This window comes from Flagellimonas sp. S3867 (assembly GCF_014698935.1).
GTDB lineage: Bacteria > Bacteroidota > Bacteroidia > Flavobacteriales > Flavobacteriaceae > Flagellimonas.
Window position 1 is genome coordinate 1 of sequence record NZ_JACVMN010000004.1, and the last position, 13648, is coordinate 13648.

Annotated in this window: 15 protein-coding genes; 4 read left to right on the plus strand and 11 right to left on the minus strand. The window is 39.3% G+C overall.

Going from position 1 to position 13648, the window contains the following annotated elements; all coding sequences use genetic code 11:
* Positions 1-359: 359 nt before the first annotated feature.
* From IAG46_RS16100 to IAG46_RS16110, 3 genes are all read right to left on the minus strand, one after another.
* Complete coding sequence (locus IAG46_RS16100; RefSeq protein WP_190811427.1) at positions 360-653, minus strand: type II toxin-antitoxin system RelE/ParE family toxin; 294 nt, start codon at positions 651-653, stop codon at positions 360-362.
* On the minus strand, positions 640-882 hold the full coding sequence (locus IAG46_RS16105; protein ID WP_190811428.1) for a type II toxin-antitoxin system ParD family antitoxin: 243 nt from the start codon (positions 880-882) through the stop codon (positions 640-642). Before IAG46_RS16105 ends, IAG46_RS16100 begins: the two co-directional genes overlap by 14 nt.
* 76 nt (positions 883-958) lie before the next feature.
* Positions 959-1219: a hypothetical protein gene (locus IAG46_RS16110; RefSeq protein ID WP_190811429.1), complete on the minus strand. Its 261-nt coding sequence runs from the start codon at positions 1217-1219 to the stop codon at positions 959-961.
* A gap of 418 nt (positions 1220-1637) precedes the next feature.
* On the opposite strand from IAG46_RS16110, the gene IAG46_RS16115 reads away from it, so the two are divergent.
* From IAG46_RS16115 to IAG46_RS16125, 3 genes are read left to right on the plus strand one after another with little or no spacing between them, the layout of a single operon-like run.
* Positions 1638-2387 (plus strand): hypothetical protein, encoded by a 750-nt coding sequence (locus IAG46_RS16115; protein ID WP_190811430.1) that lies wholly within the window; start codon positions 1638-1640, stop codon positions 2385-2387.
* A gap of 21 nt (positions 2388-2408) precedes the next feature.
* Positions 2409-5231 carry a PQQ-binding-like beta-propeller repeat protein gene (locus IAG46_RS16120; protein ID WP_190811431.1) on the plus strand — a complete coding sequence of 941 codons (2823 nt, stop codon included), beginning with the start codon at positions 2409-2411 and terminating at the stop codon, positions 5229-5231.
* A gap of 15 nt (positions 5232-5246) precedes the next feature.
* Entirely contained in the window at positions 5247-6275 is a 1029-nt protein-coding gene (locus IAG46_RS16125) for a beta-propeller fold lactonase family protein (RefSeq protein WP_190811432.1), read from the plus strand.
* Between the two features lie 57 nt (positions 6276-6332).
* Here IAG46_RS16125 and IAG46_RS16130 read toward each other — a convergent pair whose 3' ends face one another.
* The 8 genes from IAG46_RS16130 to IAG46_RS16165 form a co-directional block, all read right to left on the minus strand.
* Positions 6333-6749 (minus strand): hypothetical protein, encoded by a 417-nt coding sequence (locus IAG46_RS16130; RefSeq protein ID WP_190811433.1) that lies wholly within the window; start codon positions 6747-6749, stop codon positions 6333-6335.
* Between the two features lie 55 nt (positions 6750-6804).
* On the minus strand, positions 6805-7035 hold the full coding sequence (locus IAG46_RS16135) for a hypothetical protein (protein WP_190811434.1): 231 nt from the start codon (positions 7033-7035) through the stop codon (positions 6805-6807).
* A gap of 107 nt (positions 7036-7142) precedes the next feature.
* Positions 7143-8690, minus strand: a complete 1548-nt coding sequence (locus IAG46_RS16140) for a sulfatase (RefSeq protein WP_223826736.1) — start codon at positions 8688-8690, stop codon at positions 7143-7145.
* Positions 8691-8806: 116 nt separating this feature from the next.
* Positions 8807-9103, minus strand: a complete 297-nt coding sequence (locus IAG46_RS16145) for a hypothetical protein (RefSeq protein WP_190811436.1) — start codon at positions 9101-9103, stop codon at positions 8807-8809.
* A 36-nt stretch (positions 9104-9139) separates the two neighbouring features.
* Positions 9140-9424, minus strand: a complete 285-nt coding sequence (locus tag IAG46_RS16150) for a hypothetical protein (protein WP_190811437.1) — start codon at positions 9422-9424, stop codon at positions 9140-9142.
* A gap of 126 nt (positions 9425-9550) precedes the next feature.
* The gene (locus IAG46_RS17870; RefSeq protein WP_190811438.1) at positions 9551-10279 is read right to left on the minus strand and encodes a CPBP family intramembrane glutamic endopeptidase; all 729 of its coding nucleotides are present in this window, start codon (positions 10277-10279) and stop codon (positions 9551-9553) included.
* Between the two features lie 131 nt (positions 10280-10410).
* Entirely contained in the window at positions 10411-10929 is a 519-nt protein-coding gene (locus tag IAG46_RS16160) for a hypothetical protein (RefSeq protein ID WP_190811439.1), read from the minus strand.
* 128 nt (positions 10930-11057) lie between these two features.
* A complete protein-coding gene (locus IAG46_RS16165) occupies positions 11058-11243 on the minus strand; it encodes a hypothetical protein (RefSeq protein ID WP_190811440.1) in 186 nt (61 codons plus the stop codon).
* A 439-nt stretch (positions 11244-11682) separates the two neighbouring features.
* On the opposite strand from IAG46_RS16165, the gene IAG46_RS16170 reads away from it, so the two are divergent.
* The gene (locus tag IAG46_RS16170; protein ID WP_190811441.1) at positions 11683-13605 is read left to right on the plus strand and encodes a CDP-glycerol glycerophosphotransferase family protein; all 1923 of its coding nucleotides are present in this window, start codon (positions 11683-11685) and stop codon (positions 13603-13605) included.
* Positions 13606-13648 lie beyond the last annotated feature (43 nt).

Below are 13648 nucleotides of genomic sequence, written 5' to 3' on the forward strand. Positions count from 1 at the left end.
AAATTCCATACAATAGAAAAAATATATCTACAAATGAGTTATTAAGGATTAGATAAACTAATATCGCTGGGAAAGTTACAAAAGCATGAAATCTTTCCATAGGATAATAACTCTTTAGTCTTTTAATCATTTTTTGCTTGCTCATATTAATTTTCCCAATTACATCTAACTTGTTTATATACTGAACTTTTTGTTATTACATCGATTTCTAGAACGATGTATCAATATAATACATCAGTAAAACTAAAAGTACAAGTAGTACCATACCAATCTAAATTGGAATACTATCCTTGTGGTGCTTCCAAATCATCTTTCTTAATTTTTCATAATTGAACCACATGCAATCGTTTATTTGAACTTTAAAGATGTTCAATGAAGTTCATTCGTTTCCCCAAAATCCGAACCACATAGATTTGATTCTTGTCATCTATTTGGTAAAAGACCACATGAGCTCGATATCTATAATGTTTAAGTGCATGGGCAATGAAAGAAGCATCTCTTGCCAGTTCTGGACGGTCAGCTAACTCCTCCAATATTGTTTCCAATTCATACAGATAACCGGAAGCTTGTTCCTGGCCGAACATCTTCTTACCATATTTGTAGATGCCTACCAAATCAAATTGGGCCCTTGTCGATAGGTTATAACTCCCCACTATCCACTTTTCTTATGATGTCGGCGATTTTCAAAGAGCCTGGACCGCTCTCGAGACCTTCGTCAATGGCATTTTTCAAATCAAGTAACTTTTGATTGGCTTCTTGGTCCTTTCTGACCAAGTCCCTAATGTATTCACTGTCGTTGGTAAAGTCGCCTTTTTGGACCCTCAATTTTATCCAATCATCTTGTTGTCCGGTGAAGGTGATTGATTTTCTGACTGTTTCCATAAACATAAATTATGGTGTAATATAGTGATTATTTGCACCAATTTATAATTATGGAATCCTCTATTTGAACCTTGCTTTATTCATAAACAACTGCACCACGCATTATATCTGCAAATACCTTCCATGTCGGGAAATCTGCATTCTGGTCAGGTTCCATATTCTTATAATATCCGTCTAGATCTCTGGTATATGCTGACATTGCTTCTAAAAATAATTCAAGCCTATTGTTTTCCCAGTTGCTTTTATTCTTTTTAAAATCTGTTAGAAGTAAATTAATGAATTCTTCAAAACTCTTTCTATCAGTTACACCTATATCCCAAGCATCTTTATTTTTCATCGTTTATTTGAACTTTGACAACGGTCTCGCGTAAATGGCGTTGCGAGCTTTTGCTCGCAATGAGTATTTTATGCATTGTTCTCTTTTCATTCCCTGTATGAATATCACCTAACTGATTTAAATAGCTCTTCCGCACATATATTTTAGTGCATTTTGAGTTGCCCGCAAAAAGAATCAAATTGAATATCCCCCTCATCGTCATATCATTTAAGTCCTTAGGAATAGATAAATACAGCTCAATTCACACATAAAATCTTACAATTTATACAGTTTCATCCAAGATACTACAGAAAATTTGCTATTTTTTTAGAATTGGCACTTTGATCTGGTTCACTTAAATTTTACCTATCCATCTGAATGTCAAGTTAATCGTCGGAGCAACGTGCGAATATCAAATAATTAATTAAGTCTTAAGGTCATGCTTAGAAAAAGGAATCTTGTTATAATCCTAGCATTGGTTTTTGCAAACTGTCATGCACAGCAAGAACAAAGAAAAGTGGATTTCGTCAGAACAGCACTTTTTAACGGACAGCTAAGATTTAACCAAAATGCGGGAACCCAAGATGTCCCACTGCTTGTAGAAGAATTTATTATAGATGGTGGGCAGCGCTTACCTGAGATTGATTTTCCATTTGAAGGCCTATTGATAATTCAGCTGCGGGGTGGAGAACTTACAACCTTGGAGAATAACAAAACCATAAAAAGAGATGTTAACGAATTTTGGGTTGTTCCAGGGAATGGCCCTTTACAAATTAACACTTCCGATGATTCCGCAATAATCAGAACTTACTTGTTGGGAAAGGAGTTTCTTGAAATGAACCAAGAAAGATCTGCAATAGTAAACGAGCAAAAAGTGCCTTATAGTTATTCAGAAATCGCCAAAAATCTATTTGCAAAAGAAATCCAAATAATCGGTACTGACAATGCGCCTATTATCCGGTTTATCGATTTTAACATTGGCCCCGGAAGAATTACTGAGGGCATCATACTCCCCGGAGCCGTACAAATTCAGGTGGTCTCCGGTGGTAATGACCTGGTTGTTAATAACAACCGTCTTGATAAAGGCCTTGGAGCTACCATAGCAATACCAGAAGGAGAGCAAATAATTGTGGACAATAGCAAAGGAATCAAACCCGTCAAACTAAGGGCTGTGCTATTTCTTAAATAATGTCAAACTAAAAACCTCACTATGCTACGCACACCCGCCATTTTAAAGTTACTTCCTAGAAGTGTGACTGCTGTCAAAATACTTATGTCGTTTGTTTGGGTTTTTACCATTATTGGATGTCGTGGTGATGACCGGATGTCGGAGGTACGAGAACCAGACCCCAATGAAGTTCCGACTCCAGACATAAATCCGAACAGGGAATTTGTCTCACCTCCTACTTTACAAAAACCAATTTATGAGTGTGCTTCCACTGTAGTGGTCAAGGACTTTGTTTATAACGCTATTTTGGAAGTTTTTGTTGATGGAGCTCCCGTTACTTCCCAACAAGGAACAATAGTGGGAGGGCAACCAATCGATGTTGGGTTTGAGTTTAATTTAGGCCAAGAGGTTTATGTAACTCAAAGTTTTGAAGCAGGGACCAGTGACCCATCCAATATGGCGGTTGTCACTAGTTATTTGGACGATTATCCCGATGGGCTTCCCATGCCAAGAATAAGTCGTGTTCCCCTATTGGAATGTGGCAGGGCCATAGGCCTTGCCGATTATGTGCCTGGAGCTACAGTAAGGGTATATGCCGAAAATCCCGATGGAGCAGGAGGGTTTGATCCCCCTACAATAATTGCAACCCAGAAAGATTTTGGATACGTTTATGTTCCAAGTTTAGTTAAGGACGCCAGAATATATCTAGATCAAACCCTTTGTGGTGATGATAGTGACCCTTCAACACCAAAAGAAGAAGTACAACCAGACCCAGGCACTCCGCCAACGCCAACATTGGATCCAACCCCAATTGCAGGTGCAGAAATTGTTGTGTTCTGGGGCCCTGGCGGTAGCCCAAGTGAATTAATGAACGGGACTGTTCTAACTATTGAGGAAAGTGGAACAAAGGTTGGAGGTCAACCAACCCCGGGTGGGGGACAGCAAGTTGGCGTAAATCCGCCAATTGATGATAGTAAAACGTATTCTGTTATTCAGGAACTCTGCGATTCCTCACCACCTGGAACCATCAATCCAGAACCATGTTCATCTCTCACCGCACCTAAAATTTATCCGCCATTACCTGGGCAATCTTTCGTAGAAGTTTACGAGTATCATCCTGGAGCACAGATTTTAGTGTTTTCAGGAGGTCAGGAGATAGGTCATTCAGGACCAACAATAATTAACTTAAATAAAATTTTGGTACAAGGGGAAACTCTTGTTGTGGTTCAGAAATTAGGAAATTGTATTAGTTCTACCGCAATTCAAATTGACGTTGATTGCAATATTGGGAGAAACAGTACGGCCTGTGGAGGAGATTGGCCCACTTTTAGACAGAATGCCGCACGTAATGCCTGGCAGCCCAACGCTCCCAATTTGGCAGACCCGAATGACATCAAAACCTTAACGGTCAAAGCGGAGTGGACCCCAGGTTCAATGCCAGAGGGATTTACAGCTTCTCCCATTGTATATAAAGGCAAAGTTATTATCGGCGGATCCAATGGTAAAGTGTACTGTTTAACAGACGATCTGGGGACAGTGCTCTGGGAATACCCACCAGGCGGTGGAACGTTGACATCAACATACACGTGTAATCCCTCTAGTGAAGGTATCGCATCAACCGCTGCTATAGGTTTGGTAGACAATGAATTGGAAGTTGTTATTTTTGGAGCACCTGACCAAAGTATTGGTGCTGGTCTGGGATCTGGCAGGCTTTTCGCCTTGGATATTACAAATGGTAATTTGGTCTGGGATTCAGATGAAGTTGCGGTTTTAGATGGGTCCAATCCTGGGAGTTTTTCAGAATTACATGAACAAATTGGTTATTCTTCTCCCTTGGTCTATAATGACAGGGTTTATGTAGGTATTTCTAACCATTGCGATAACCCAATACAAAGAGGAAAAGTGCGTGCGGTAAGCTTAAGCACCGGTAATTTAGTAGGAGGGTTTCAATGGGAAGGCGTAGGCGGGGATGAAAAGACCGCCGATGGACGTGGAGGAGGAGTTTGGAATTCACCCACAGGAGGATATTCCGGCGGAGTGTATTTTACCACTGGGAATACCCGTATAGGCAGTCAAAGTGGAGAGCCCTCTCCCAATCATGGACTTAGCCTGGTACGCGTAAATGAAAATACTGGGGATATGATATGGAAATTACAACCAGTACCATATCCGATGGATGGAGATCCAGATTGGGCGGCTGGAGCTATAGTCACGAACACATCTTGCGGAGAAGTTGTTTTGTCTACAATGAAGGATGGCTGGGCCTATGGGGTAGATGCGGGTTCGGGAAGGCCTGGAACCGCTCCGGTAAGGTGGCAATTTCCCCCTACAGGGACTTTTGACCCAGCGACCACCAATTTCTTTTCTCCCGGTGACGGCACAAATCATGGTGATATCAGATATCTTGTTCCCGGAGCAGCGCAACGTAACAATTATGTCACCATGACCGGTGGAGAAGAAGTCACGGATAATGTCAATCTTGGATTTGGCCGACTTCATTCCGTAAATGCTTGTTTCGGAAATGTACGATGGCTCAAAGACATTCCCGGGACTAGCACAAGTAGTTATCAATTGGGGCCGCCATCTATTTCAAATGGAATCACATATGTTGGCACAAGACAGGGTAACTTAATCGCTATTGCCGACCCTTCGGTCTACAGCACAGCAAACTCCCAATGCAGCAATCCGGCATTTTCAGTTGCCGATTGTGTGGCCAACGGATATAGTATTGTAAAAGACCCTATCATTTTGAAGAACTTGGCCATTGAACGAGGGTCAATGGTTAGGAATGAACCTGTAATTGCCAATAATCGTATTTATATCTCCACGACCTCTGGATGGCTTGTGATGATCGAGCCAGAGTAATTTATAATTGTTAGGATGCCAAAGTTATTTCATTTTTTATTCGGATTGGTTGTACTAATTTCTGCGTGCACAGAGAGTAATGTCCCCAAAGGAATTGCTTATGTGAGCAATGAGGATTCCGGAACGGTCAGTATTGTAGATCTAAATTCTCTACAAGTTGTTGATTCCATCAGTGTTGGAAAACGTCCCAGGGGAATAAGATTATCACCAGATGGGAAAAAGCTCTATGTGGCCTTAAGTGGATCTCCAAAATGTCCCCCTTGGATGCCTGATGAAGAGTGCGAAAGCCAAATTGAAGATAAATCTGCGGACGGTATTGCGGAAATTGACCTGGAACAAAAGAAGATAATCAGGATAATTGAAGGAGGGTCGGACCCGGAACAATTTGATATTACCAAAGATGGGGCACTTTTGTTTGTTTCCAACGAAGATATTGGCAAGGCAAGTGTCCTAGATCTTAATAAAGGTGAAATTTTAAAGCAACTAACTGTCGGTGGAGAGCCGGAAGGTGTTAAAATAAGTCCAGACCAAAGGTTGGCACTTGTTACCAACGAGGCTGATGCGAGTGTTTCCGTTATTGATATAGCAACTCTGGAAGTGATCAATAATCTGGCTGTGGGCAATAGACCCCGGGATATTTGTTTTCATCCAGATAACAACCTTGTCTATATTTCAAATGAGTTTAATCATTCAGTATCAATTTTAGATTTATCCAATAACATCCCTACTGAAAAGATTCAACTTGAGAAAGGTCAATTACCAATGGGATTGGCCCTTGATGTCAAAAGCAATAAATTATTTGTTGCTACGGGAAGGGGACAAAAAGTGGTCTCCTACAATATCAAAGACAAAAAACTTCTTCAAGAAGCGATAGTTGGTAAAAGACCCTGGGGAATTGCATTAACTTCAAATAAGAATTTTTTGATCTCCGCCAACGGTCCATCCAATGACATTACCATACTGGACACTAAAAATTTCCAGATAATAAAAAAGATTCAGGTTGGAAGAAATCCTTGGGGCGTGGTCATTGGTTCGTCCCCTTAGCTTAAAGGTTCATCGTTTATTTGAACTTTGATTTAGTTCTCTGTTGTAAGCCGATTTTTACGTTTTTTCTAATTCAAAAACCATAGTCTGGTTAGTCTCGTTCGTGAAAATAAACCCTTCTTCTTTTAAATATTCAACTTCAATCTCCTTTGGCACAAAAGGGATTTCACCTAAGTCAACTGAATCCAGAACAAAACTAGCAACACTTGTCATTCTTTTCCTTGCGTATTCTTTTTCCACCAAGATTCTATTAATATCTGTTGAGTTTAGTATTTGTACACCAATATATTCTCTAAGACCAGTCACCTTTCCGTTTTTTTTCGTTTCGATTTGACATATAATTATATCGGCCCATTCAGCATTATATTTCTCGGCTATATACTTTTCTGCATTTGTCATAGGGTCTTGTTCCGATGCGCAGCTAATTATAATTGATGTGGCTAAAATCAACAATGTAAATTTTATTCTTATCATTTTATATTGATATAGACTCGCTTTTTTCAATTGCAATCAATCGTTTTATTGAACTTTAGTTTTTATCCAGGCTATCCCGATAATTGCCAATTCTGTTATAGTATTCTTCAAATTCATATCCAGTATCACCCAACAGATATTTATATAAATCCCGTTGGGTTAATAGCATCCTATAATGACAGCTTTCAATTTTGTATTCATCTATTGGGTTTTCAAGAACTTGAATCCGTTCAAGTATTCTCTCTATTTTGTCTAATAGATATTCGATTTTCTCTTCTGATTTCATCGCTTATTTGAACTTTTCCAACTATAAATATACCTATAATGGTGTTTTATGGGGCTTTTCAAAAAACTGACGCACCAATTTTCAAAATCTATTCTCAATTGCTAAATCTAATGGGTTTGAAAAGATTTGTCTATTTCATTCGGATACCTTTCGGCTTGTTTTTTCCACCAAGTATCAATATCGGTCTTTAGTTTTTCCTGAACTTCCGTATAGACGGTATCACCAAATACGTTTTGGGTTTCAAGAGGGTCCTTGTCAAAATCGTAAAGTTCATAAATTGCCTTATTGTCCGACATAGCTTTACGGATTATTTTCAAGGAGCCCGATCGTAACATACATAGGTTTTTTTCAGGATCTTCCCCAATAATGGAATACACCTTGTTTTCCCATTCGAAAGCGGTCTTGTCTTCCTGAATTATCGGAAGGAGGCTTCTTGATTCCATTTCTGGAAGGTTTGCCCAATCTTTATCCCCTGCAATATCCAAAAGGGTACCGTAAACATCAATAGAATTCACCAATTCCGCATATGCCCCCTTCTTCCCATACCCAGCCACAGGTTTTATGACCAATGGAATTTTCGCACTTACATCGTACATCTCACCTTTAAAAAAGGTGCCGTAGGCAGTATTAAAATCACCATGATCCGCTAAAAAAACTATCCAAGTGTTTTCCCATATGCCCTTCTCTTTTAACTGATCAAACATTTTTCCTAAATAGTGATCTATCATAGTAATTTGCCCATAATAGGCCGCGAGTACTTCTTTATATTTGCGTTCATCCCACGAGGCGCGTAGCTTCTTTGATAATTTACCAAATGGGCTCATTTTAAATATGGGACTATTTTCCATTTCGCTATAAAATCTTGGTCCAAGCACCATATCATCTGGATCGTACATTTCATCCCAAGGCGAAGGAGCCAGATATGGTTGATGCGGACCAAAAAAAGAGGTAAACAAAAAAAATGGTTCTTCTGGATCACTACTTTCGATAAAGTTCATTGACTCTTGAGCCGTCCACGGAATATCATGTTGTTCTCTTGTTCTCCAACCACTTCCCATGATAAATTTATATATACTGTCCGGATAATAGTTTTCATCCCTGTCAAAAATTTCTATGATATCCTTTTCAGTATGTTTAAAATGAGTTTCTTTTAACCATTTAACATAGTCCGAATTTTTATCATCATTAGCGTAGACGGAGTAAGGTGCATCGTTGAGTGCCTTAAATTCAAATCCAAATTTATTGTCCGTAGGAACAAAGTGAAGCTTTCCGACCAGGCCGGTATTATATCCTTGCAATTTGAGTCGCTCTGTAAGGAGGTACTCATTAATACTGTTTGTGCCGGCCACCTTTTCTTTAAATGGCACCCAATTGGTCACCATGCCGTTTCCGGGTGGGAATATTCCGGTTTTTACAGATGCTCTGGAAGGAGCACATACGGGAGACGGGCAATACGCATTTTTGAAGAGCATACCCTCCTGTAACAAAGCATCAATATTCGGGGTCTTGACAATCGTATCTCCCATGGAACCAAATCTGTCAAAGCGCATTTGATCTACCATTACCATAATGATATTCGGTTTTATCTCGACATTTTCGCGCTGTTGAGCAGCTTCTTTACATGAAAAAAACAGCCCAAACGCAATTACGATCAACCCTAATTTTATTTTGGTTGACAAATACCGTGACCCCAGGCTCGACAAAATATTCCAATTCTCTTTCTTTTGTTTTTGTAAGTTGTAGATCATCCTTTAAATCCTTTATTTGAACTTTATTTGTAATAGTCGATGATTTTATTCGCTTCAATTTCCTCCCAGTTGGCCATATCCTTTTGAATCTTTTCCCTTAATAGTTGAAGGTCTTTAGTGTCGTCTTCTTTTTTATATGGACTATTTAGAGTTAACCTAGCTTTAAGAACATTCAGATGTGCAATTCTTACTTTTTCAACTGCATTCAAAATTTTTTCTTTAGAAAAGTCACCAACAATATATCGTTTCAGTTCTTTGATTTTCCGGTCAAGAATCTCAACTTTCTTTGTGGGTTCGTTGCGAGGAGGATATATTGGCATTTATAGTTTTTTTCAATCGTTTATTTGAACTTTTAATTATTTCAACAATACCAATGTAACAAGAAGAATGGCAAGTCCAAAAACAAATATTATTCCGAGCAGAATTCTTTCTTTTCTTCTATTTGCTTTCGCTTTTTCTTGTATCTGTTGCTTTAACTTTTTTAATTCTTTTTTAGATAAAATTGTGAAGCTTAATTTTTCAGTAATCTTTTCGGATGAGTAGATTCCTTCCCGATTATTTTCTTTGAATTTGGCTCTTTTCGAAGGACGTTGTTCTCGGTTCTGCTTAATCCGATTGTTCATGTCCTGTATGTTGCTCATCGTTTATTTGAACTTTTGTAACGGTTTGTGTACAATTAGTTACGGTGTAAATTCAGCGGGGGTTTCCCGATGAAGTAAAGTTACTTAATTCCACATGGTATTAGAAGTTGGCCATCATTGAGATTGTTATCCAATTGCATAAGTATAAGCTAACCACGGTTGAACTAAAGCTATTACCAATATATGAGATACCACTACGGGCATTAATTTATATTCACTTTGTTGAAAAGCAAAAGCCCAAGCGGCTCCTAGACCAAACGTACCTGCCATAGGAATCAGGGAAGCGGTTATCATGGTAATTAAATCTTGGCCTGGAGCTGCAGCATAGGATATGTGAATTGAGGCAAATAGTAATCCCGAAACAATAATTTGTCCTGTTTGGGAAACTCCAGATCTGGCCAATCTAAGGATTATATATCCACGAAATATGATTTCCTGTGTAATACCATCAAAAGAGGGAATTATAGACATGGATATACCAAAGATGCTAGTATCAAAAAGCTTGTCAAATTCTTTTATCCATCCTAAATAAAGAACAATCACTTCAATAAAGAGAATGATTAACGCAATCCTCCAACCTCTGGTTGTAGCAGGCTGGAACAGTGTAGAGATCGACTTACGAACATCAGTAAAATATGGTATTGAAACCAATACAATGACTAAGATAATTTGGGTGATAGCACCTGTTGTAAAGCCGCCCGCTACATTTGATTCAATTTCAGAGAATCCGTTGAACCATTTTGTTGCTCCGAAAATATCCTTTGCAACTGCGATGTTCGAAAGAGTTATATAAACAGCACCAACCAGAATAGTTTCAAAAAACGCGATCTTTTTTGTTGTTGTTTGGTGTCTCACAATCATTAGTCTTGAGTGTATATTATTGCCATTCGTTAAGGACTATGATTGATTACGTAAGCCATTAAGATCCTTTATTTGAACTTTCAACGTTCCATATAAACGGTCGTTTTAATGCCGTTTATATATTGTTAGCTACTGGTTTCTTTATTAAATCTTGTCAGTGAATTCCAATAAACTCCCATTTGCCCTCTTTGTTCCATTTTCATTCTGTCTATTTCGTTAGGCAGTTCATTTTTTGATTTACTTTTTAATCTGTTTTGAAAGTTTTTGAAATCAGTAAACCTTTCAAATACGTAATCCCAACCCGAGTAGTAATCTAACATCCAATCAAGTTCATAATCAGTAATATCTCTTTTAAGTCTTCTATCTAGAACCTTGATTATTCTTTCTTCAGATTCCTCATGAAGGTCTGTAATTCCGGTTAACCAAGTTGGCTCGGCTATTGAATACCATGTAAGAAACAATCCTCTCTTCAGTGCTTCTAAGTCACTTTTTGCTAATCTTGAGTATTCCTGATGGATTTCTCGATACTCTTTAGATATTCCGAAATAGACAACTTTATCAGACTTTTCTTCAATAGTTCCCTCAAGCTCTATCACACTAGAATAAAGGTGCTGTTCTTTTATGGCAAGTTCATCTATGTTCATTTTTGTTTACTTGTAGCTAACGACCCGCTAAACGTAGTTCCGGGATTTTTGTGGAAATATAGCAAAATCGTTCGACTGTCATGTGCGAAGGTGTCCTTGGTGTGGGGTGTATCGCACTTGACGGGCTGTCAAGGAGGCCGCCTGTCGGCCGTATCTTGTCGATTTTGCGGTATTGGGAACAAAAATATCGGGGCCAAATTACTTTTAGCCCCTGTTGGTGCACCACGAGGTTTGGATTGTTTGCCCCGTGCTTGGTTTTCCCTTGATGGGCAGCTAAGGGCTGTAATTTGGTTTAGCGGGTCGTTGGAGGACATTTCTTTTGGGGCGGGAGTGCATGGCACGTAGCAACAAAAGTCAGCTTTAGCTGAATGTGCTCCAACAGTAGGGCTATGCCCAAGTTTTGTGATTTTTCATTCCGTTTAGCTTCCATTATTTATTGAGCTTTTAAAAATGTAACGAGCAACTTCAAATCAAATTGAATACTGAAATTACAGAAATAATTCATCCGATTATAATTACATGAATGGTAACAATATAAAGTTTGCCATGTTCATTATCTATTGATCCTAAATTGTCATTCCCAAAAATAATTAATGGTAAATTAAGGTCAATTTAACTGAATAAAAGGCCTTATATTTATTGTATTAATTGCCCATACTTCTTTACAAAAAGTTTTTGATCTTAACCACTACTTGTGTTTTTTGATATTAGTTTCCAATTAAAAGAATCGGATTCTTTACTTATTAATAAACCATGCGAGTAGATTTTTTAGCCACAACGACACATTTTATAGATCATTTAGCTCCAATATTTAAGGAGTTTCCGCTTTCAATGCGCGGAATCTTCTTTACAACCAGGGCCTTGCGTGACTATGGTACAAAAAAGGGAATGCATGTGCGTACCTATGGAAAAGAGGGTTTTTTGCTGAAAGTGCTCCGTGAGAGAAATAGTGTAATCGTTGTGGCTGGCTACAACGATTTATGCCTGAGCAGTTTTGCAGGCAGACCCCAAGTTTTTCTGGAACATGGCGTAGGTTTTAGATTTACTGGAGATTTCCCCTATTACCCGGGAAGTACGGTTTCTCGGGAGCATGTCGTTTTGTTTCTGTCTCCGTCTCAACGCAGTGCAAACATTCAGAAAGAAGCCTGTCCGTGGTCAGAGGCTGTTGCAATAGGTTGTCCAAAAATGGATGAATGGCATAAATTAATGGAGCTGGGCTGGAACAAAAAGAAAGCCAATCCGCCTACCGTGGCAGTTAGTTTTCATTTTGATTCAGGTCCCGTACAGGAAATGCGCTCTGCATTGCCTTTTTATCGCAACATATTATCTGAGCTTTCTTCTCATTTTAATGTCATAGGTCATGGACATCCTAGATGGGCAAGTTCCCTTGCCCAAGTCTTTGACCAAATTGGAATTCCTTTTGAGTATTCATTCGAGAGAATTCTGGAACAAGCTGATGTCTATGTTTGCGACGCTTCGTCGACTATATATGAATTTGCTTCGACTAACCGTCCCGTAGTACTACTCAATGCACCCTGGTATCGCAAAACTCCTTTGCATGAAGGTCATGCTCGGTTCTGGGAGCAAGCTAATGTCGGCCTGCAATGCGACTCACCAAATGATCTGATTGAGACGATTTACAGTGCCCTTGAGGACAGTCCCGAAACAAGGTACAAGAGAAATAAAGCCATTCAGGAAGTGTATAAAGCCACAGATGGCGGAGCTTCGCAGCGGGCCATAGATGCCATACAGCAAATAGACTTAAAAAAGTCTTTAATCTCACTTACGGAGAGAAAAAAGAAGTCTATTCCCCGGGTTCGGCCAGTTGATATTGTAACAGAAGCTATGTTATCTAAATCCTGGAATTCGAAATTCGGAATCGTCATTACAAATCGCAATCGTACCGAGAATCTGGAACATTGCCTTCAATCTATTGCGGCCCAATCAATTAATCCGAAATGGGTAGCCATAGCCAATCTCGGGAGTGATACCTGGTCCAGTTGTTCTATGGCCTGGACGGCCCGAAGATTTGGCGTCTCCTACCTAGATATTGATTATCATGGGCCCTGGAATAAGGGGCTTGCATTCAATACAGCCGTCAGGAATATGCCCGAAGCTGAATATATAATTCAATTGGATGTAGATATGATTTTAGCACCAGACCTACTCCTGCACACATGCTCGGTACTTGAGACTCATGAGGCGGTTACCTATTTTCCAAGGTTTGTGTCCAAAAACGCCGTGCACCCCAGGTACGAAGGAAGCTGGCATAATTTTAATGAACTTGTTAGACAATCAAGATCGGCAAGAAACATGTGGGCGGTAGGCGGCTATGTTGCCTTACCCTATTCGTGGTTAGTGGAGAATAAAGGGATAGACGAAAGTTTTGTAGGCTGGGGCTTTGAAGATACCGACCTATGGTGGAGAGCAACAACCACTTTGAGCGGACATGTAGAGGCGAATGGAGCAAGGCTGATACATCGATCACATGAGATCCAGGCAGATAAAAAAACATTCCTAAGTAAAAACAAAAATAGGTCCTATGGAAGATTTCTTGGCGATAAAATTTCAATTAACCCGAATGGATGGGGTAATGCCCCGGTGAAGACATCAATAATTCGGGAAGGGATAATTTCAGATAAAAAAAATACAGCAGCAACAGAAAAATATGCCTAAAGTAACGTAGGTCAGGTTCAAAATTGGGTTACGAATTCCTATA

Excerpts from the sequence above, each read along its gene's own strand:
- IAG46_RS16125 (WP_190811432.1), top strand. The coding sequence starts at position 5,247 with ATGCCAAAGTTATTTCATTTTTTATTCGGATTGGTTGTACTAATTTCT.
- IAG46_RS16115 (WP_190811430.1), top strand. The coding sequence starts at position 1,638 with ATGCTTAGAAAAAGGAATCTTGTTATAATCCTAGCATTGGTTTTTGCA.
- IAG46_RS16135 (WP_190811434.1), bottom strand. The coding sequence starts at position 7,035 with ATGAAATCAGAAGAGAAAATCGAATATCTATTAGACAAAATAGAGAGA.
- IAG46_RS16130 (WP_190811433.1), bottom strand. The coding sequence starts at position 6,749 with ATGATAAGAATAAAATTTACATTGTTGATTTTAGCCACATCAATTATA.
- IAG46_RS16105 (WP_190811428.1), bottom strand. The coding sequence starts at position 882 with ATGGAAACAGTCAGAAAATCAATCACCTTCACCGGACAACAAGATGAT.
- IAG46_RS16150 (WP_190811437.1), bottom strand. The coding sequence starts at position 9,424 with ATGAGCAACATACAGGACATGAACAATCGGATTAAGCAGAACCGAGAA.
- IAG46_RS16165 (WP_190811440.1), bottom strand. The coding sequence starts at position 11,243 with ATGTCCTCCAACGACCCGCTAAACCAAATTACAGCCCTTAGCTGCCCA.
- IAG46_RS16160 (WP_190811439.1), bottom strand. The coding sequence starts at position 10,929 with ATGAACATAGATGAACTTGCCATAAAAGAACAGCACCTTTATTCTAGT.
- IAG46_RS16170 (WP_190811441.1), top strand. The coding sequence starts at position 11,683 with ATGCGAGTAGATTTTTTAGCCACAACGACACATTTTATAGATCATTTA.
- IAG46_RS16145 (WP_190811436.1), bottom strand. The coding sequence starts at position 9,103 with ATGCCAATATATCCTCCTCGCAACGAACCCACAAAGAAAGTTGAGATT.
- IAG46_RS16110 (WP_190811429.1), bottom strand. The coding sequence starts at position 1,219 with ATGAAAAATAAAGATGCTTGGGATATAGGTGTAACTGATAGAAAGAGT.
- IAG46_RS16120 (WP_190811431.1), top strand. The coding sequence starts at position 2,409 with ATGCTACGCACACCCGCCATTTTAAAGTTACTTCCTAGAAGTGTGACT.